This window comes from Dyella choica, from assembly GCF_003977665.1.
Taxonomy (GTDB): Bacteria; Pseudomonadota; Gammaproteobacteria; order Xanthomonadales; family Rhodanobacteraceae; genus Dyella_B; species Dyella_B choica.
Genome location: NZ_RYYV01000002.1, coordinates 133,875 through 153,514 on the forward strand (window position 1 = coordinate 133,875; position 19,640 = coordinate 153,514).

The 19,640-nt window shown below is 63.9% G+C and carries 16 protein-coding genes; 5 read left to right on the forward strand and 11 right to left on the reverse strand.

Annotated features, from left to right (window positions below; genetic code table 11):
* Positions 1-19: 19 nt before the first annotated feature.
* The 5 genes from EKH80_RS03295 to EKH80_RS03315 are packed head-to-tail and all read right to left on the reverse strand — an operon-like array spanning position 20 to position 3,942.
* Complete coding sequence (locus tag EKH80_RS03295; RefSeq protein ID WP_126683303.1) at positions 20-1,396, reverse strand: aminotransferase class V-fold PLP-dependent enzyme; 1,377 nt, start codon at positions 1,394-1,396, stop codon at positions 20-22.
* A complete protein-coding gene (locus EKH80_RS03300; RefSeq protein WP_126683304.1) occupies positions 1,390-1,974 on the reverse strand; it encodes a rhodanese-like domain-containing protein in 585 nt (194 codons plus the stop codon). The genes EKH80_RS03295 and EKH80_RS03300 overlap by 7 nt, the downstream gene beginning before the upstream one ends.
* The gene (locus EKH80_RS03305) at positions 1,971-2,510 is read right to left on the reverse strand and encodes a YeeE/YedE thiosulfate transporter family protein (RefSeq protein WP_126683305.1); all 540 of its coding nucleotides are present in this window, start codon (positions 2,508-2,510) and stop codon (positions 1,971-1,973) included. The genes EKH80_RS03300 and EKH80_RS03305 overlap by 4 nt, the downstream gene beginning before the upstream one ends.
* On the reverse strand, positions 2,507-3,016 hold the full coding sequence (locus EKH80_RS03310; protein ID WP_126683306.1) for a YeeE/YedE thiosulfate transporter family protein: 510 nt from the start codon (positions 3,014-3,016) through the stop codon (positions 2,507-2,509). Before EKH80_RS03310 ends, EKH80_RS03305 begins: the two co-directional genes overlap by 4 nt.
* Before the next feature lie 2 nt (positions 3,017-3,018).
* Positions 3,019-3,942 carry a sulfurtransferase gene (locus EKH80_RS03315; protein WP_126683307.1) on the reverse strand — a complete coding sequence of 308 codons (924 nt, stop codon included), beginning with the start codon at positions 3,940-3,942 and terminating at the stop codon, positions 3,019-3,021.
* 153 nt (positions 3,943-4,095) lie between these two features.
* Here EKH80_RS03315 and EKH80_RS03320 point away from each other — a divergent pair, with 153 nt between their 5' ends.
* Positions 4,096-5,295 carry a sensor histidine kinase gene (locus tag EKH80_RS03320; RefSeq protein WP_158628729.1) on the forward strand — a complete coding sequence of 400 codons (1,200 nt, stop codon included), beginning with the start codon at positions 4,096-4,098 and terminating at the stop codon, positions 5,293-5,295.
* The gene (locus tag EKH80_RS03325) at positions 5,292-6,044 is read left to right on the forward strand and encodes a LytR/AlgR family response regulator transcription factor (protein WP_126683309.1); all 753 of its coding nucleotides are present in this window, start codon (positions 5,292-5,294) and stop codon (positions 6,042-6,044) included. The genes EKH80_RS03320 and EKH80_RS03325 overlap by 4 nt, the downstream gene beginning before the upstream one ends.
* Before the next feature lie 102 nt (positions 6,045-6,146).
* Here EKH80_RS03325 and EKH80_RS03330 read toward each other — a convergent pair whose 3' ends face one another.
* The 4 genes from EKH80_RS03330 to EKH80_RS03345 all read right to left on the reverse strand — a co-directional run bounded on the left by EKH80_RS03330 (position 6,147) and on the right by EKH80_RS03345 (position 10,437).
* Positions 6,147-6,974: an alpha/beta fold hydrolase gene (locus EKH80_RS03330; RefSeq protein WP_230473389.1), complete on the reverse strand. Its 828-nt coding sequence runs from the start codon at positions 6,972-6,974 to the stop codon at positions 6,147-6,149.
* Between the two features lie 132 nt (positions 6,975-7,106).
* Positions 7,107-7,886, reverse strand: a complete 780-nt coding sequence (locus tag EKH80_RS03335; RefSeq protein ID WP_126683310.1) for an alpha/beta fold hydrolase — start codon at positions 7,884-7,886, stop codon at positions 7,107-7,109.
* Positions 7,887-7,979: 93 nt separating this feature from the next.
* Positions 7,980-9,017 (reverse strand): alpha/beta fold hydrolase, encoded by a 1,038-nt coding sequence (locus EKH80_RS03340; RefSeq protein WP_126683311.1) that lies wholly within the window; start codon positions 9,015-9,017, stop codon positions 7,980-7,982.
* Between the two features lie 94 nt (positions 9,018-9,111).
* Positions 9,112-10,437 (reverse strand): epoxide hydrolase family protein, encoded by a 1,326-nt coding sequence (locus EKH80_RS03345; RefSeq protein ID WP_126683312.1) that lies wholly within the window; start codon positions 10,435-10,437, stop codon positions 9,112-9,114.
* A gap of 534 nt (positions 10,438-10,971) precedes the next feature.
* Between EKH80_RS03345 and EKH80_RS03350 the strand changes: the two genes are divergently transcribed.
* Positions 10,972-11,583 (forward strand): sigma-70 family RNA polymerase sigma factor, encoded by a 612-nt coding sequence (locus EKH80_RS03350; RefSeq protein WP_230473390.1) that lies wholly within the window; start codon positions 10,972-10,974, stop codon positions 11,581-11,583.
* A 247-nt stretch (positions 11,584-11,830) separates the two neighbouring features.
* Complete coding sequence (locus tag EKH80_RS03355; RefSeq protein WP_126683313.1) at positions 11,831-12,583, forward strand: SDR family oxidoreductase; 753 nt, start codon at positions 11,831-11,833, stop codon at positions 12,581-12,583.
* Between the two features lie 97 nt (positions 12,584-12,680).
* On the opposite strand, the gene EKH80_RS03360 is transcribed toward EKH80_RS03355, so the two are convergent.
* Together EKH80_RS03360 and EKH80_RS03365 are read right to left on the reverse strand one after the other, a co-directional pair.
* Positions 12,681-15,584 carry an ATP-binding protein gene (locus tag EKH80_RS03360; RefSeq protein ID WP_126683314.1) on the reverse strand — a complete coding sequence of 968 codons (2,904 nt, stop codon included), beginning with the start codon at positions 15,582-15,584 and terminating at the stop codon, positions 12,681-12,683.
* A 75-nt stretch (positions 15,585-15,659) separates the two neighbouring features.
* Positions 15,660-16,322 carry a response regulator gene (locus tag EKH80_RS03365; protein WP_126683315.1) on the reverse strand — a complete coding sequence of 221 codons (663 nt, stop codon included), beginning with the start codon at positions 16,320-16,322 and terminating at the stop codon, positions 15,660-15,662.
* Positions 16,323-16,592: 270 nt separating this feature from the next.
* Here EKH80_RS03365 and EKH80_RS03370 point away from each other — a divergent pair, with 270 nt between their 5' ends.
* Positions 16,593-19,595 carry a sensor histidine kinase gene (locus EKH80_RS03370; RefSeq protein WP_158628730.1) on the forward strand — a complete coding sequence of 1,001 codons (3,003 nt, stop codon included), beginning with the start codon at positions 16,593-16,595 and terminating at the stop codon, positions 19,593-19,595.
* The last annotated feature ends 45 nt before the right edge of the window (positions 19,596-19,640 follow it).

Genomic DNA, 19,640 nt, shown 5'->3' on the forward strand with positions numbered 1-19,640 from the left:
GGCTAGCGACTCGCTGAATTTATGCGCTGCAGGCAGCGATCAAGGCCACGGCACGCTCGATGTCCTTGTGCGTCGTGGGTGCGCCGACGGACAAACGCAGCGCACCCACGGTAGCGGCACGCCCCACGCAGTTGCGAAACGCCTCAATACTGAAGCTGCCTTCAAGTTTGTCGAAGCAGCGCTCCACTCCCGTGGCATCGAGTCCGAATGCCTTTTCGGCCGCCCCGGGATTGCAGAAGCAGCCTCCCCGAATGGCGACGCCATGCTCGCGCGCTAGCCGCTCGACATGTTCGTAGGGCAGAACGCAGCCGTCGTTCCGCAGCACGTTGAAGGCGACGATACCGCCCCGCCGCTCCATACCCAGAGGGCCATACAGGCGTACCAGCGGCACTCCATTGCGATGTCGCAATGCCGCTACAAGTCCCAGGAAATGCCGCGTATGAGACTGAATATGGGCACGCAAGTGTCGGCGCGGCATCTGGGCGAGAAAGGCGAATCCGGATTCGATGGCGGCGAGGTCGAGAAAATTGGGGGTTCCGTCCTCGAATGCCTCGTGCCCAGGCTTGAGGGTGTGCCGCCCGTGTGCGACGGACACGAACTCCACCGTACCACCCGAAAACCACGGCCTGCGAAGGCGAGCCAAGGCCGACCTTTTCGCTATCAATGCGCCGACGCCGGTCGGCAGACCGAATAGCTTGTAGAACGAACACACGACGAAGTCTGCGGCATGCTTCCTCAGGCTGAGCGCGCCGGATGGGCCGGCCGCTGCCGCATCGACCAGGACATCGCATCCGAGTGCCCGGGCCTCTTCGATGAGTGACAGGTCGTGAAGCACTCCAGAAAAATTGGACTGCTGCGGGAATGCGAACAAGCCCTCGCCCTGTCGATCGACGCTCGCCCGCAGGCTCGCCGATCCGCGATCGAGCCTCAGTTCCGTATCCAGCGGCAACACGCTGATGGCTGCCTGGGCGCGCCGGGCAAATTCCCGAATGCCGTTGACCGAATTGTGGTTGTCGGCCGAGAGGATGAGTCCGCGCTGCAACGAAAATCGATAGCTCTCGGCGACGAGCTTGATGGCTGCCGTCGCGTTGGCGGTAAAGCAGACATCGTAGATGTCCGGATCAGCATCGAAGAACGCGAGCGTTGCGGCACGGGCCGCCGCCTGCACGGCAGCGCTGTTGCGGGACGCCAGATGCTCCGAGTGGGGATTGCCGAAAATCCCGTGCGCCAGCCGCTCTCCCTGCGCTCGTACCTGCGAGGCACCGTACAGCGCGCTCGCCGCGTAATCGAGGTAGGCGATGCCGGCGGTGTCCAGACGCGCGAATTCGCTGGCGCGAAGAGCGGCGAAGTCGAAGGCATCGGCCGCATCGATGGGTTCCATGGCATGAGTCAGCATCCACGCCTCCGCGAGCCGCGCCCGATCTGCGCCGTAGCCGCAACTTCGCCCTCCTGCCCGCCTCCAATCCGGGGAGAGCCGCCGAAGTAGTGGCTCAATTCCGCGATCCGTGCGCGCTCCGCAGGCGAGGCGTTTGCCGACAGCAACGGACTCAGGACCTCTTCGCGCCAGTCGGCAAGGCCACCCGGCACGAACACCGCGTGGGTCACGCCGAGCGAGCGCAGCATGACCCAGGCCTGCCCGGCATGCGCCCCTTCCTGCGAGTAAAGGACGATCATCTGGCCGGGCGCAAAGCGCAGCTTCGCCAACTGGTCGATCGGCACGTTCTCCGCCGTCGGGATCGCGCCGGCGTGGAACTCGGCCGGCGAGCGCACATCGATGACGCGAAGTCCGGGTCGGCGATCGCGTATCCACTCGGCAAGCTGGCGAGCGCTGACGTGGTCGGAGCCTTCATCGATCGCACGGGCGATCGAATCCAGATCCAGCCCTCGCTGCTGCGTGCGCAATGGGCTACCCGCGAAAGGCGCCCCCAAGCCCAATGCAAGCGCACTGATGCCCAGCCGTCGCAGGATCTTCATCGTCTTGCCTCCCACTTCGCGACCCATGCCAAGATCGAAACGGCGACCAGCGTGACCAGCGCGACCACGACCCCGTAAGGCAGGCCCGTGAGGCGCTGGAGTGTCAATGGGCCGTATGGCGTCGAGCGGTAGAGAGGTTCGATCGCGGGGAAGGCCAAACCGACCAGCAGCACGCCAGCGAACAGCCCGAGCATCGTCGCAGCACCTTCGATGCGGCCGCTGGCCAGCGCGACACAGGACGTGCCCGGACACAAGCCGCTCAGCACAAAGCCGAGTCCGAAGACCAGGCCGCCGACGAGTTGCGGTAGCAGGTACGTTTCAGGCACATAGAACGTACCGGGATCAAATAGGCCCAGTCGCCCGCCCCAGAAAACACCAAGCATCGCGGTCAGCATCGCGCTCAGCATCACCTTGAGGACGGTGAAATCCCGCAGATAGAACTGGCCGGCGAGCTTCGGCGGATCGCCCAGGCCGGCGCATTCGAGCGCCCAGCCGAATGCCATGCCGATGCCTCCTGCAATCAGCAGATCGTTCATGGCCAGAGCCTGCGCACGAGCGGCGCGACGAGGAAGCCGGCGAGGAACAGTGCCAGCATGAAGATCCAGGCGCCGACACTCAGCAGTGCACCGCCACTCAACGCGAGGCCGCTGGTGCAGCCTCGCGCCAGCGTTGCCCCGACGCCCATCAACAGTCCGCCTGCGAGGCCAGCGAACAGCCTGCCGCCAGATGGACGGGCGGCGCGGACGAAAGTCAGTCGTGTTCGTCCTGCCAGAGCCGCCGATGCGGCGGCGCCGGCCAGCACCCCGATGATTTCGACGACAAGCCAGGCAGTCCACGGCGAACCGTCCTGGAGATAGCTGCGAAAGTAGGTGCTATGCGCAGCCGTTTCCGGCGAGACTGCGACGACAACACCACTCGCCACGCTCGCGAATGCACCGGACGCTCCCAACCCCTGCCCGGTCAGCGCGAAACAGGTGAGCAGCACCAGTCCCAGGCACACGCCGGTCGCATGGGGTTCGGCATAGGGACGTAGCGGGTGCATCGTCAGCGCTCCACCGGCAGATTGCGCATCGTCCAGTCTTCGAATGAACCGTCGTACAGCACGGCATCGATCCCTATAGCACGCGCCGCGAACAGCACCGCTGTTCCCTGCTGGCCGATGTGGCAATAAGCAATCACCCGATCGCCCGGCTTGACGCCGGCCTTGCGGAACAAGGCCAGCAGTTCGGCCGGCTTCTTCAGAGTCAGATCGTCGTTGGTGATGCTGGTGAAGGGCAGATTGCGCGCACCGGGAATATGACCGCGGCGGTGGTGGCCATCCGCACCGCTCTCTTCGAGGCCGTCGTAGTACATCGTGGCACGCGCATCAATTAGCACATAACCCGGTTGCCTGGCGTGCGCTTGCACGAACGCGGCATCGACGATGGTTGGCTGAAGGTTGAAGGGCGTCAGCGTTCCCGGCGGTGTGACTGCGGTGGCCCGGTCGGTCAGGGGGCGACCCTCGCGGCGCCACTTCGGAATGCCGCCGTCAAGCAGGTCGGCATGCGCTCCCAGCCCGGCCGATTGCAGCGTGAACCATATCCGCGTCGCCGTGGAGACCTGCTGGTTTGCGAAGTACACCACGACGCGGGAGCCGTCGGAGATGCCAAGGCCCTGCAGTCGCTGGCGCAGTTCCGGCGCGGTCGGCATTTCCAGCGAAAGCTCGCCCGACGTGGCGGCGACGTCGTCAAGACTGACGAAGCGCGCGCCAGGAATGTGCGCGGACTTGTACTGCGACTCTTCGCCGACCTGCAGCAGCACGAGGTTCGGGTCGTGCAGGTGACTTTCCAGCCACGCCGTGGATACCCATGGCTCGGCTTGTGCTGTGGTCTGCTCAGAGGTTTGCGCGTGCGTACGGTACGGCAGGGTCGCTGATCCGACGAGGATCGCAAACGCAATGGCAGTCTTCGCCAGAACCTTGATCTGCATGGCTTCTCCCGATTTAGTGTGTGCGACAGATATAGAGCACGCAGGTGCACAGCGGGATGGGCATGCGACGGAACCGGTCGGCAATGCGATGAAACGGTCCAGGCGCGGATGGTTCGTGTGCGCGATTGCGCGTGCTTTGCTAACGTGTCACGCATGGATTATCCCAACGACGACTTGCATGCCCGACTGCCGCGTAGCGTGTTGTCGGATCTGGGGGGCTGGACGCTCTACCAGAACTTCCGCACCTTCACCTGGCCCTGGTTGCTGCGCCGGGGAATCGTGTCGTGGCCGCTGGCGGTCCTCGCCGGCTGCACGTATGCCACCTGGCATGCGTCGGGCATGAATGCATGGGGCGACTGGCCTGGACTGGCGCTCCGGGCTTGCATCGCGTCGCTGATCGCGGTTTCGGCCGGCCCCTTGTTCGCCACGTTGATTCGGCGCTGGCGTCTGCCGCTCGTCGTGGAGCGCACGCTGGTGTTGCTGGCGATCCTGTCCGGGCTCTGGATCGGGGTCATCGCCCTGGACGGGGTGGGCACCTATCACGCTCATCTTATGCAGGCCTATGCCGGGCGCCCCATGGGGCCGAACCTGCTCGGCCAAGCCGTTTCAAATTTTCTCGCCACCACCATCGACGCGTCCTTCTTGGTACTGATCGTCGCGGGCGGAGGCTTCGCAGCCCTCTACTATCTCGGCGAACAGCGACGCATTGCCCAGTACGCAGCCGCTCGCCAGATCGAAAACCTGCGCGCGGAACGGAACGCAGCCGACATGCGACTGGCCCTCCTGCAGGCGCAGGTCGAACCGCATTTCCTCTTCAATACGCTGGCGTCGGTGCGGTCATTGATCGCCAGCGAACCCGAGCGCGCGGCAAGAACCATCGACGCGCTGGCGGCGTATCTGCGCATCGCGTTGCCGCGCATCCGCACAACAGGCATCGAAGAAGCCACGCTCGGTCGCCAGATCGATCTGTGCCTGGGCTATCTTGAGATCATGAAGGTCCGTACAGCTGGCCGCATCGAGGTTCACGTCGACGCGAACGATGAGGTGCGGGCCATGCCCTTCCCGCCCTTGATCCTGCTGACGCTGGTGGAGAACGCGATGACCCACGGCATCGAGCCGAAACCCGGCCCCGGCATGATCGCGATCATCGCAAGTGTCGCGGATGGATTCTTAAGCGTGAGCGTCGAGGACGATGGCCGGGGCTTGCAACCCGGCACCACGCCCGGCCTGGGCCTTGCGAATGTTCGCGCCCAGCTCCGCGATCGTTTCGGAACAGCTGCGCGTTTCGACATCGCGTCACGTGCCGGAAGCGGGGTGAGCGCACGCATCCATATTCCGCTCTCCTTCCCATGACTGCACCCATCACGGCCCTGATCGCCGAAGACGAAGAGCCGCAGCGAACTGAATTGCGCGGCATGTTGGCACGACTGTGGCCGGAACTGATCATCGTCGCGGAATGCGAGAATGGCATCAGCGCGCTCGATGCTTGGACGTCGAAGAAACCAGATATTGCCTTCCTCGACATCCGCATGCCGGGACTTAGTGGCCTCGAGGTGGCGCGGCAAGCCGGAAGTCCAGCCCAGGTCGTCTTCATCACCGCCTATGACGAATTCGCGGTGAAGGCCTTCGATGCGGGCGCCATCGACTACCTGCTGAAACCGATCCGCACCGACCGTCTCACCGAAACGGTGGCACGTCTGCGCAGCCGTCAGAGCGCAACGCAAGTCGATCTGACAGCATTGATCGACAGCCTCACCGACCGGTTGAAGCCCGTGGAGACGATTACCTGGATTACCGCCAGCATCGGCGACACTCTTCGTATGATCCATATCGGCGACGTCGTTCTGTTCCAGTCCGAGGAAAAGTACACGCGCGTTGCCACCGCCACCGATTCGGCATTCATCCGGACGCCATTGAAGGATTTGATGCCCAAGCTCGATCCTGAAGTCTTCTGGAGGGTTCATCGCAACGCCATCGTTCGCGTGTCGGCGATCCGGCAAGTCAAGCCGGATGGGGATGGCCGCTTGCTGGTCTGGCTGCATGGCATTATCGAGCCGCTGCGCGTGAGCGACGCGTTCCGCCACCGCTTCCGCGCCATGTGACCTGGCGTACCATATTCACAGGATGTGTCAAAAGCCCCGGCTCTGCCGGGGCTTTCTTTTTTTCGTCTTGCTGCGCCGCCCAGTGAAAGGGCGCCGATACCGCTATCCCTTGATGAACTTCAGGATGTCTTCGTTGATGACGTCCGCGTGCGTCGTCGCCATGCCGTGGGAAAAACCCGGATAGATCTTCAAGGTCGAGTTTTTGAGGAGCTTCGCGGCGCGCAACGCGGCATCCTGGTAAGGAACGACCTGGTCGTCATCGCCATGCATCACCAGGGCCGGCTGATGGATCTTCTCAAGGTCCGCGCTGAAGTCCGTCTCCGAGAAAGCCTTGATGCAATCGTAGTGTGCCTTGGTCCCCCCCATCATGCCCTGTCGCCACCAATTACGGATGACGCCTTCGGAGACTTTCGCGCCAGGGCGATTGAACCCGTAGAAGGGCCCCGAAGGAATGTCCAGGAAGAATTGCGCCCGGTTCGCGACGAGCGCATTCCTGAAGCCGTCGAAGACCTCCAGCGGCAGGCCATCGGGGTTGCTCGCATTCTTGACCATGATCGGGGTGACCGCGCCGATCAGCACGATCTTGGATGTACGCTCGAGGCCATGGCGCGCCACGTAGGCCGCGACTTCGCCGCCGCCGGTCGAATGGCCGACATGGATGGCGTTGCGCAGGTCGAGCGCTTCCGTGAGCGCTGCCAGGTCCGCGGCATAGTGATCCATGTCATTGCCTTCAGCCGTCTGCGTGGAACGGCCATGGCCGCGGCGATCATGCGCGATCACCCGGTAGCCGTGCGCCAGGAAGAACAGCATCTGCGCGTCCCAGTCGTCCGACGATAGCGGCCAGCCGTGACTGAACACGATCGGCTGACCCGATCCCCAATCCTTGTAGAAAATCTCCACACCGTCTTTGGTCTTGATCTTGCCGCTCATTTGGCGACCTCCCATCGAAACATCAGTTGATTTGCCCACGGCGGCCGTCCCTGTTCCGGCCGCCCTCTTGCGCCGCGACCTGCTGGCGATATCGTCTTGATGTTGCTCCAGCAGTCATGAAACCCACGTGCCTTACTGCCCAGCCGCCGCCTCGATCACCCGTGCGACAGCCTGGGGATGAGACACCATCACCACGTGCGATGCGCCCTTGATGATCTCCACCTCCCTGGCATGTGCGCGGGTGGCCATGAACGCCATCGCCTCCGGCGGAATGTTCTTGTCCGCGCTGCCGTAGATGTGCCAGGACGGCAACTGCTTCCACGCCGCTTCGCCACTCGTTTCGTCGAGCGCGGCCGCCGCCACCGGGCGCTGCGTCGCCGCCATCAATGCGGCCTGTGGTGCCGTGACATCGGCGGCGAATTGCGCATGGAACTTGTCCTGCAGGATGTAGAGATCCTTGCCGCCATCCGGCAGCGTCACCGCGGGAGCGAGCGCCTGCCCCAGCGTGCTGCCGGGAAACTTGGCGGCCAGTTCCGCCACGCTCTCGCCCCTATCGGGCGCGAAGGCGCTGACGTACACCAGCGCCTTGACGTTCGGGCGGCCATTGGCCGCTTCGGTGATGACGCTGCCGCCGTACGAATGCCCGACCAGCACTACCGACCCCTTCAGTTCGCCGACCAGGCTGGCAATGTATTGGCCATCGCTCTTCACGCCACGCAGCGGATTGGCGGCGGCAATCACGAAATAGCCGTCCTTGCGCAGGATCTTGATGACGTCGCTCCAGCTTGAGGCATCGGCGAAGGCGCCGTGCACCAGCACGATGTAGGGTTTGTCGGGCTTGCTCATCTGCGCGAACGCAGCACCGGTGGCCATGGCGGTGAGCATGGCCAGGCCAACGAAAAGTTTCTTCATGAAGGATCTCCTTGTGGGGTGAGGATGGCTAGGGGACATAACGGGTTAATGACATGGCAGGCGAAGCAGTTATCGCTCCCAGTCGGGATGGCTTCACAGGCGATCGGCGTCGAGCACTGCCTGGGTGAAGGCCTGCGGCGCTTCCTGCGGCAGGTTGTGGCCGATGCCGCCGGTGATGAGGCGGTATTCGTACTTGCCGTTGAAATGGCTGCGGTAACTTTCGGCGCTCGGATGCGGCGCACCGTTGGCGTCGCCCTCCATGGTGATGGTCGGCACGGCGATCGCCGGGGAGCTGGCCAGTTGCTTCTCCAGCCCCGCGTACCGGGTCTGTCCTTCAGCCAGGCCAAGCCGCCAGCGATAGTTGTGAATGGCGATGGCAACCTGGTCAGGATTGTCCAGCGCAGCGGCGCTGCGCTCGAAGGTGGCGTCGTCGAAATGCCACTGCGGTGAGGCGAGCTGCCAGATCAGCCTGGCGAACTCGTGCGTGTACTGCTGGTAGCCCAGGCGGCCGCGCTCGGTGGCGAAGTAGTACTGGTACCACCATTGGTATTCGGCCTTCGGCGGCAACGGCTGCTTGCCGGATGCCTGGCTGCCGATCAGATAGCCGCTCACGGACACCAGCGCCTTCACCCGCTGCGGCCACAGCGCCGCGACAATATCCGCCGACCGCGCGCCCCAGTCGTAGCCGGCCAGTACCGCGCGCTGGATTCCGAGCGCATCCATGAAATCGATCAAGTCCTGGGCCAGTGCGGCCGGCTCGGCATCGCGCGGAGTGTTCGCGGAGAGGAAGCGCGTTGCACCATAGCCTCGCGCATAGGGGACGAGCACCCGATAACCTTTCGCCGCCAATGCCGGTGCGACGGCGTCGTAGCTGTGGATGTCGTAGGGCCAGCCATGCAGCAGGATCACCACCGGACCGTTGGCCGGACCGAGTTCGGCGTAGGCCACATCAAGTAAGCCGGCGTTGACGTGCTTCAAACCGCCGAGTGGAACGGGCGCCGCCGGGGCGTTCGCGTTCGATGCTGCCGCCTGCTGCGCGTGCGCCGCGTCGATTGCGCCGGCCTGGGTCGCGGCGATCGCGATAGCTGCCATGCCTAGCAAACGGCGGCTGTTTTTCGTCTGGTGGAACATCGCTTGTCTCCCGTGAGTCAACGATCTGTGGGGTGAGGCCGCTTCGATGTCCGCGGCTGGGGATCGCTTCATGCTGCGTCGGGCCGTGCCATCGCTATCGCCGGGCCGCATCCGCTGCCTGCCGCAAGGGCTTGAAGGCCGCACGCAATTCTTCGGCGAACAGCTGCGGCTGCTCCCAAGCGGCGAAGTGCCCGCCCTTGGCGGCTTGGTGGAAGTAGTACAGCGACGGATAGGCCCGCTTGGCCCAGCTTTCCGGCGCACGGTAGATCTCGCCCGGAAATACGGTGATGGCTACCGGCACTTTGATCTGGTCGGTTTTCTGCGCCTGGGCGCTGAAGTTGTTGTTGTGGTTTTCCCAGTAGAAGCGGGACGAGGAGGCGCCGGTGTTGGTAAGCCAGTACAGCGTGATGTCGTCGAGGATCTCGTCGCGGCCCAGCACGCGTTCCGGGTGACTGTCGCTATCGGTCCATTCGACCATCTTTTCGTACATCCAGGCAGCCAGGCCGCTGGGCGAATCGGCCAACGCATAGCCGATGGTTTGCGGGCGCGTCACCATCATCGCGCCATAGGCTGCATTCCTGCCGAAGAAAGTGCTCAGCGCGTTGTAGGCGCGTCGTTCTTCCACGGAGAGGCCGGCGGGGGCCGGATCGCCTGCGTTGATCGGCTTGACCAGTTCCGGCGGAATCGTGGCCGGCATGTTGAGATGAATGCCAAGCAACCCCTTCGGCGCCTGCCGCGCCAGCGCGTCGGAGATCACCGAACCGTGGTCGCCGCCCTGTGACACGTAGTGCGTATAACCCAGGCGCTTCATCAGCGTGTCCCAGGCGCGCGCCACGCGGTCGGGATTCCAGCCGCCGTCCGTCGGGCGCCCCGAGAAGCCGTAACCGGGAATGGCCGGAATCACGACATCGAAGGCATCCTCAGCGCGGCCGCCGTAAGCCACCGGATCGGTGAGCGGGCCGATGGTCTTGATCCATTCCAGCGGCGAGCCCGGCCAGCCGTGCGTGAGGATCAGCGGCATCGCGTTCGGCTCGCGCGAGCGCACGTGGATGAACTGGATTTCCACGCCATCGATGGTGGTCACGAATTCAGGCAGCGCATTCAACTTCGTTTCCAGCCGGCGCCAGTCGTAGTCGTGTTCCCAATAGCGCACCAGTTCCTGCATGCGCGCCAGCTGGATGCCTTGGGATTCGTCACCGACCGTTTCCTTATCCGGCCAACGCGTGCGGGCAAGGCGATCGTGCAGGTCATCCAGTTGCGCCTGCGGGACGTGCACCTGGAACGGACGGATGCGGGTGTCGTCTTGGGCTGCGACGGGCGCCGCGGCGACCAGGCCGAGCATGGCGCTCAACGCAAGGCTGCATGCGAAGGCCACAGCGCGCCGGGCAAGCGGTTGCGCAGCGAGGGTCGAGTTGAACATGGTCAATCTCCGTTTGAGGGGGGCGTGCGATGCGGATCGACGTTGATGCGGGCGGCTTTGAATCGGGATGCGCCTCATCGCCATGTGCATCGAGAATGACGGCGGAGCTGAGCCGTCGCCAGTTATGCGGTGTTAGCGACTGTTAGCCATTGAGACTGTTAGCCATTGAGCGACAAGCTCGTACAACCCCACCCCAACCCTCCCTTGCTTGCACCTGATTAAGAGCGTCGAGTCTCTGCTGCACGACAGGTAGTTCCCTCCCCTGCTTGCAGGGGAGGGCTAGGGTGGGGTTGCACGAGCTTGCTGCAGCGCTTGAGCTCACCGCGAGGTTGCTTCACCCCACCCCGGCCCTCCCCTACTACACGTAGGGGAGGGAGCAGATACACGCCCGCTGAGACACAGCGCTAATCAGGTGCTTGCAGGGGAGGGAGCCGTTGCCAGCCGCTCACTAGCAAGGTCTAACAGACGATAACTGGCTTCCTCCCCTGCTCCAGCCGACGCTGTGCCGGACCATTCGAGCCGGGAAACTGCTTCATGTCACAGCCGTGCCACACGTTATCGATGGACAAGACGGCGCTGACCGTCGACGGGCTCGCGACATGGGCGGACAGCGCACGTGATGGCGAGGATCGAAGCTGCGAATCGCTGCTGCGCGCATCGAGGCCGTTGCTTGCGGCGTTTTTTGCGCGTCGCATCGGTTACGGCCAGGCAGATCTGGAAGACCTGGTACAGGAGACGTTGATGGCTGTCTATCTGCGTCACGCGCACTACGACCCTCGCCGTCCGTTTCGGGCGTGGCTGTTCGGCATCGCCAGACACAAGATGGTCGACTATTTTCGCAGCCACCGGACTCATCTGCCGATCGATCAGCTCGAAGACGTCTGTACGACGGAAGCAGCCGAACGAGGGAACTCGGCTCGGCTGGATGTAGAGCGCCTGCTGCGCAGCTTGCCGGACAAGCAGGCGAATGCGATTCGCGATACGCAAATCGCCGGACTCACTGCAGCGGAAACTGCCAGTCTGCGTGGCATGGGCGAATCGGACGTGCGCGTCTGCGTGCACCGCGGCGTGAAAGCGATGCGGCGATCCGCCGGTATCCGCCATGGCTGTCCCGGGAAAGCTTTCGATAGACGCGAAAAGCCCTAAAGGAGCGGCAGCCTTGTTTTTTGCGCACCGCTCCCTCTTGCCTCAGGTCATTCCAGCGAAGGCTGGAATCCAGTCTAAATACGCGTCCGGAGGACACGAAAACAGGTTTGGAGTGCTTCGCACCCCGTACTAAAACTGGATTCCAGCTTTCGCTGGAATGACGCTGAGGTACTAGGAAGCCCTACCGGCAAGTATCGAGCTTTCCCCGGACATCAACGCAGTATCCGCTTACGACCAAAGAACGCACATGAACCATGCAACTGATGAAAGGGAAAACCGCACTGCACGCAGGGTCGTGCTCGTCTTCGGCGGCTCGCGCAGTGTCGATGCCGCGATAGTCGATCGCCTCGCGGGCGAAGGCTTCGCGGTAGCGCGTGTCTGTATCGCCAGGCGTAGCCGGGGGCACGAGCAGCACTCATACAACACCGCCTCGAACGAAGCGGTCACGATCATTGAGGTAGACGACACGCAAGGGGGTTGGATTCCCGACGTGATTGCGCGCACCGTCACGCAGCTCGGCCCGCCGCATGCGGTGGTGATCCATGCAGGGCTGTTGCAGTTTGCCTCCAGCGCGGCGGTAAAACTGGACGACCTGGAACTGCGACTGGGCAGCCACGTGCATCGCGTGTACGAGGTTATCCAGCGCGTAGCGACGCATATGCATGATGGTGGCCGTATCGTGACGGTTGCCGCGAGCGCCACTGAATGGAACGGCGCGACGGCCGCCGTGCTTTCCATGGCGCGGGCCGCCGTCGCCGCCCTGGTCAAGGGACTGGCACTGGACCTCGCCGCCCGGCGCATCGTGGTCAACAACATCCAGCCCGGTCCCATCGATACGGACATGGCCAGTGAGTACGCGCCGCATCTGGACGGCCGCATTCCGCTGGGCTGGGTGGGCAAGCCGCATGAGATCGCCTCGCTCGTGGCCTATCTGGCCGGCGAAGCCAGCGGTTCGATGACCGGGGCAAGCATCACGATCGACGGTGGCTTTGCACTCTGAGTCGGCTTGCTCTTGCGCTGCCTTCCCCTACCCGCTTATACGCGTCCAAGAGGTCATCGATGAAGACCTGCCTTGCGAATGCACACCAGTAGAACAGCTATGCGCTGTCGAGAGCCACGGCGGCAATGCTGGTCAACAGCGCCTCCAGGGTGCGCACGTCCTTGGTGTCGAAGCCCTCCGTCACGGACTTGCGATAGGACTGCGCCAGCGCCACGGCTTCGGATGTCCTGCCCTGCTTCAACCAGAGCTTCGCCAGGTCGATGGCGGCGCGCAGGCTCCAGGCGCGGGAATCCTGGCGCTCGCTCAATGCCAGCGCTTCCTGCAGCAGGCTTTCCACCACGTCGCCATGAGCACCAAGCGAACCGGTCGCGCTCGCCTTGAGCCGCAACAGTTCCGGCAAGGCGAAGATGTCGCCGCCTTGCTTGCAGTGCTCGATCGTGGTGTTGACCAGGGTCAAGGCTTCCGCGTTGCGCCCGCTCAGCGTAAGTCCCTCGGCCAGGGACACTTCGAACGAGGTGGTAAGCAGTTCGTAGCGCAAGGATTTGAGGTTCGCCAGGCTTTCGCCCAGCCACTGGACTGCCTCATTCGGGCAGCCCTCCTCGATCGCGATGACGCCCTTGAATCCCTGGATGGCGGCCATGTAAGGCCGGAACAGGTTGGATTGCGCCAGTTGGGCGAGCAACGCGACATTGGCGTGCGCTTTGTCGAGGTCACCGGTCCAGGTGTACACGTTGAGCGACCAGATAAGCGCAATGCAGCGCGTTACCGGATGATCCAGTGCCTTGGCTTCCTTGTGCGCCTGTTCCACCCAGCGCCGCGCCTGGTCGGGGTAGCCGCGAAGCCACAGCGCCCGCGCCAGCGCGATGAACGAGCGATTGCGGTGATCGAAGCCGTAATAGATGGTGCGGCTGCGCTCGGACGGCAGGCTGTTGCGCAGCGCCGTTTCCAGCTCCTTGCACGCAGCAGCCTGGTTGCCGACCAGCAGGTGGGTGACACCTACCAGCGATGATGCCACCGCAATGGCTTCGGGCTGGCCAATCGCCTGGCCCACCTCAAGGGCCTGCTGCGCCCACACGGTCGAGGTTGAATAATCGCCGATGCGCTCGTCGTAGATCTGCAGGCGTCCGAGAATGCGCAGCTGGCTCCAGTGATCGCCCAGCGCCACGGCGATGTCCAGTGCACGCTTGAGGGCCATCCCGGCGGCCTCGGTGTTGCCGCGCGTGAACATCAGCACGAGCCCCATCGCGGCCTGCAACTCCAATTCGATCGCCGTAGCCAAGTGGCGCTCGTCGAGCCATGCAGTGGCGCGTTCGCACCAGTTGCGGCACTCCACCATCAACGAGTATTGCAGGTAGAGCTGCGCACTGGCCGCAGCCAACGGCACAGCAACGCCGGCATCGCCGGTTGGGCCGAAACTCCATTCCAAGGCGGTGCGCACGTTGCCAAGCTGGCGTGTCAGCCGGCTGGCATGCTCGAACACTTCTTCGGGCGACTCGCCCAGATTCGATAGCAGCTTCAGGTAGAACGCCGCGTGCCGAAACGCAGTCTGGCGCATTTCCTCCTCGCCGCGCTCCCGCAGTTTTTCCTTGCTGTAGGCACGCGTCATTTCCAGCAGACGGTAGGCGCCCGGTTCGGCCTGATCCAAGGACACCAAGCCCTTCGCAACCAGCCCGTCCAAGGTGACGATGGCCGTAAGCGGATCAAGCTTGGCATCGGCAACCACGTGGGCGGCGGCGTCCAGCGAGAACGGGCCGACGAAAGCTGAGAGGCGATCGAAGCTCAGCCGCTCGGTCGTCGATAGCAACCCGTAGCTCCAGTCCAGCGTGGCGCGCAGGGTCTGCTGGCGCGGAAGCGCGGTGCGGCGCCCCGACCAACCCAGGCTCAAGCCTTCCCCCAGCAAGGCATGCGTTGCGGCCACGCCGTGAGCCGCCACGCGCAATGCTGCCAGTTCGATCGGCAACGCGATGCCCTCCAGCCGCTGGCACATATCGGCCACCAGGCTTACCTCCCGCTCCTCCAGCTTGAGCGAGGCGTTGCCGGCAGTGGCGCGCCGAATGAACAGCTCGATGGCCGGGTATTGCAACAGCTGTTGCGCCGACAGGCCGTCCAGCTCGCGTGGAAAATCCAGGGAGCCCAGCCAATGCACGTGTTCGCCCAGCGCGCGCAACGGCTCGCGGCTGGTGGCCAGCACGCATACGCGCGGCGCGTGTTCACGGATCTGCTCGACGATGCCGGACACCGCGTCGATCAGATGCTCGCAATTGTCGATGATCAGCAGCAAGGCTTGCCCGGCGATGTGGGCGAGCAGTACGAACATCGGATCGTCGGTCTGCACCGCAATGCCCAGGGCGCCCGCCAGGGCATAAGGCACCAGGGCCGCATCCTCGACTTGGGCAAGATCCACGAAGCGCACGGTCGTCTCGCCGGCGCCGGCGATGCGATGGCCTACGTCGATCGCCAGGCTGGTCTTGCCCACGCCGCCGGTACCGACAATGGTGAACAGCTTCGGCTCGGACAGGCATGCGACCAGCAGGCGCGCATCCGCGTCGCGGCCGATCAGCTTCGTTCTCAGCGGCAGACTGCAGGCACCCGACGGGCGCTTGGGAACCATTGCCGCCATCGGTGTCCAGCCGCCTGCGCCCTCTTCCACCGGCAACGCTTCGGTCGGCGCGACAAAGGCATAGCCCACGCCGACCTGGGTGGAGACGTATCGATCGCCGTTTTCGCCGTCACCGAGGATCTTGCGCAGGCCCGCCATATGAAAGCGCAGGCTGCCCTCTTCGACAATGATGTCCGGCCACACGCGCTTGAGCAGCTCGCGCTTGGAAATGACCCGGCCGGGCCGCTGGACCAGCGCGATCAGCAGGTCCAGCGCGCGGCCACCGATGTCTACCGGGGCGCCATCACGCAACAGCAATCGCTTGCGTGGCACGAGGCAGAACGGACCAAACAGGATCCGCGCGGCGCTGCCGCTTAGTGGTTCGTTGGATACGGACTCCACGATGTTCTTCCCAATCTTGCTACACGGCCACGCGGCCCGCAGGCTTCGCCCAATTCCACTTGTGTTGAGGATGGCCTACTGATCGAGGAAGCCCCGCTGCATGGCGATCGTGACCGCATGCGTGCGGTCCTCGGCCCCCAGCTTGCCCATGATGTTTCGCATGCGGGATTTGACCGTGTCTTCGGAAATGTTCAGCGTCTGCCCAATGGCCCGGTTGCTCTGTCCCATGGCGGCCAGACGTAGCACGCTCAGCTCGCGCGGCGTCAGGCTTTCACAGCCGGCATGCCTGGCCATTTCGCTGGCCACGCCCGGATCGACGATCGGCTTGCCGCTCACGGCGGAGCGAATGGCCTGGACGACATCGGCAAGTTCCGCAGCCTTGAGCAGATAGGAGGAAGCTCCGAGGGTGAGTGCGCGCATCACGCGTGCATCGCCCGCGTAAGTCGTCAACACGATGATCAGCGCGGCAGGAAATTGCTTGCGGATGGTGGCGATGGCCTCAAGCCCGTCGACGCGGGGCATTTGCAGGTCGATCAGCAGCACGTCCGGCTCGAACTGCCGGAACAGCTCGATGGCTTGCCTGCCGTCCGCGGCTTGGCCGATCACTTGCATGTCCGCTTCGGCGTCGATCGCATCTGCGAGGCCATGGCGCATGGCCGGATGGTCATCGGCGATGAGCACGCGTAGGCGGTTCGGCTGGCGGTCCGAAGGGTTCACGGAAAAAGGGGGGTGAGTCATATACGCAAACTATCGCCCGAGGGCGTCCGATCCGAAAACGCCCGAAAGTGTGATTTGTCTAAAAGGACCCGCTGTCGCGCCAGTCTGGCGCACTCGCGCTAGCGTGTTTGAAATAAGGGCGCTGTAGCGGGCCGATGCTATGATCTTGCGCCGCAGCCGCCGCCTAGGCAACCATGACGCATGGTCGTCAGCGGACCCGGCGCCGCCCGTGGGCGGGCGCTGCTCAAGGGACATCAAGCGCCTATCCCTCCCGTCCTATTGAGAGCTGACATGGACACCACTGCTGTTTTTGTGTCCAGGATGCTCCGGTACATCTCTCCTGCCCGCCTGGTATTCGCTTTCGCGGCTTTCGCCGTGTGGATGCATCCGTCCTCGGCGAGTGCGCAAACGCTCGGCAGCTTCCAGCATGCCGTCTACCTGAAACAGGACGGCTGGCCCGGCAACGGCGACATGACGCAGACCGCCGATGGCTTCTTGTGGATCAGTGGCAACAAGGGATTGACGCGCTTTGACGGCAGTCGATTCCGCACCTTTGTCCCGCTGCCCGGCGAACGCTTCCTGGAAGCACGGTTGGGCGCGCTGCATCCTGCACAGGGCGGCGGCCTGTGGATCGCCACCTCCGACAGCGCAACGCTGCTCAAGGATGGTCACCTGCGCCACTATGGCGCGCAGCAGGGTTACCTCGGCAATAACGCAACCTTCATGACCGACCCGGCGGGCGTCGTGTGGGTCTCCACCTCGGCCGGCCTGCTGCGGTTCGAAAACGATGCCTGGCATGCCATCTATCGCAACCGTGCCGGCCACAGCCTGAAGTATGCGAGCTTCGACGAGGCCGGCAATCTATGGGCATCGATCGATCATCAGCTGTTCGTGCTGCCCAAGGGGCAGTCCGATTTCCAGCCGGTGCCGCATGGCCCGTCGAATGCACAGCGCGTACATGCCGGCGCTTCGGGTCATCTTTATGTGACCACCAACGACGGCATCCATTTCTACCGCCGTAACGGCCTGGAGCTAGCCGAGCTCGCCCAGCCCCTGGAAACGCGCATCTACGCCGTGCTCGAAGGCAAGGATCACGCGGTCTGGATGGGTAGCCCACACGACGGTATGTATTTTGTTTCGGCCAGCGACCTGGAGTCGGCAGAGGCCACGCACGTCGTTCCCCGAACGCAGCCAATGACACGCGAGGACGGATTGACGGGCAACTTCGCCGCTTACCTGATCAAGGACGACGAAGGCGACATCTGGGTCAATACGCCGGGTGGGCTCAACCGCTTCCGGCCTGCGGCATTCACCCGGGTCAAGCTGCCGCTCGATATCCACACCACGAGTGCAGCGCCGGATGGCGCCGGCAACCTGTGGGTTGGCAGCGAGAACAATCCGGTGCTGCAGGTGCTGCCTTCGGGCGAGCTGCATACAACGGCTGTTCCGCCGCTGACGCTCGCGCTCTACGTTGCACCCAACGGCCGTGATGTGTGGGCGGCAAATCCCAAGGGCATCTGGCGGCTTTCGCCGGGCGAACCGCGCATCGAGAAAGCCATCGGCGCGGTGGCCGGACCGGTCGGCGCGTTGCCATGCATGCTGCGCGACGGCCAAGGCAAGTTCTACGTGTGCGTGCCGTACTCAGGCAACGGCAACGGTCTGCTCGTATCCGACGGCGAGGGCTGGAAGGAGGTCTTCAACCATCCTGTCTTCCCCACCACGCTCGCGCTGGCGCCCAACGGAGACATCTGGACGGGAAGCCGCGACAGGAATCACCTGTATCGGCTTGCCAAGGGAGTGGAATCGAAGTTCGACGAACGACAGGGAGTGGCGGCCGGCGTCGTGAAGATCATTCTCGCCGACGAAGACGGCCTCTGGATCGGCGGCGACAACGGCATCCAGTACTTTGACGGGCAGCGCTTCCACACCCTGGTCACCGACGTACCGGACATTGCCATGCCAGTCGCCGGCCTCGTCGTCGATCGCCATGGCGATCTATGGGTGCAGACGCTGGACGGCATACTGCGCATCCGTGCCGCCGACCTCGCCCGCTTCCGCAGCGGCGCGCTCAAGCGGGTCCATGCCGACCTGTTCGACGACCAGGACAATGTCTCCGGCATCCCGCTGTTTTCCTGGACCAGCCCGAACCTCAAGCTGGGTTCGGACGGAAGGATCTGGACGCAGACTTCCACCGCCGTGGCATGGGCCGATCCCGATCATATGCAGGTAACGGGGCAGCAGCCCGCGGTCTACGTGGACTACCTGGAAACCTCCAGCCACGCGTATGCGTCAGCCCGCGACACCCTCACCCTGTCGCCCAACGAGAAGGCGGTGCGCATCGGCTTTACCTCACCCACCCTGGGCCGGCCCGACAAGCTCAAGTTCCGCTATCGGCTGGTGGGCATGAGCGACGCGTGGATGGATGCGGGCGACCGCCGCGAAGCGGCTTATACCAATCTTGCGCCCGGCAGCTACCGCTTCGAAGTGATGGTCACGAATGAAAGCGGGCTGTCCGGCAAGCAGCTTGGAACGATCCGTTTCGTGCGCCTGCCCGCCTATTACGAGACCTGGTGGTTCCGCGCGCTGTGGGCGCTGCCGGTAGCGCTGCTCCTGTGGCTGGCCCACAATGCGCGTTCGCGCGCACTCACGCGCCGGCTCAAGATCCGCTCCGACGAACGCGAGGCGGTAGCCCGCGATATCCACGACACGCTGCTGCAGCGCCTGCACGCCGTTCTCCTGTCACTGCAACGGCTGTCGCAGGACGAATCCATACCGGTTGCGGCAAGGGCATCGCTCGCGCGCATCCGTGACGACACCCGCGAAACCATCTCGGAGGGGCGCGAGCAGATCAGCATGCTGCGGCGTGCGCAAGATTCCGGCCTGATGCTTTACGACGAACTCATGGCGGAAGGACGCCGGCTACAGCAGCAACAGGACATCCGTTTTGCGGTGGAAGTCCATGGCGAGCCGCGCCCGCTCAAGAGCGAAGCCGCGGCGGAGCTGCGCGACGCCGCACTGGAAGGCATGCGTAACGCATTCAAGCATTCCGGTGGCGCGGAAGTTCAGGTCACGCTCAATTACGAAGAAAGCGCCTTCTGGGTCGTCGTTTCCGACAATGGCCATGGTTTCGACCCGCAAGCCCAGTCCAGCGCGCGCCATAACGGCCACTTCGGACTGCTCGGCATGCGCGAGCGCGTTTCGCGCCTGAAAGGCGCGATCCACATCGAATCCAACGCCGATGAGGGCACGGAAATCCATCTCCAGGTTCCCTCGCGGACGATTTACAAGCTGTAACGAAAAAGCGCGCCGCTGCGAAAAGTCTCCAGACCGACTGCCCAA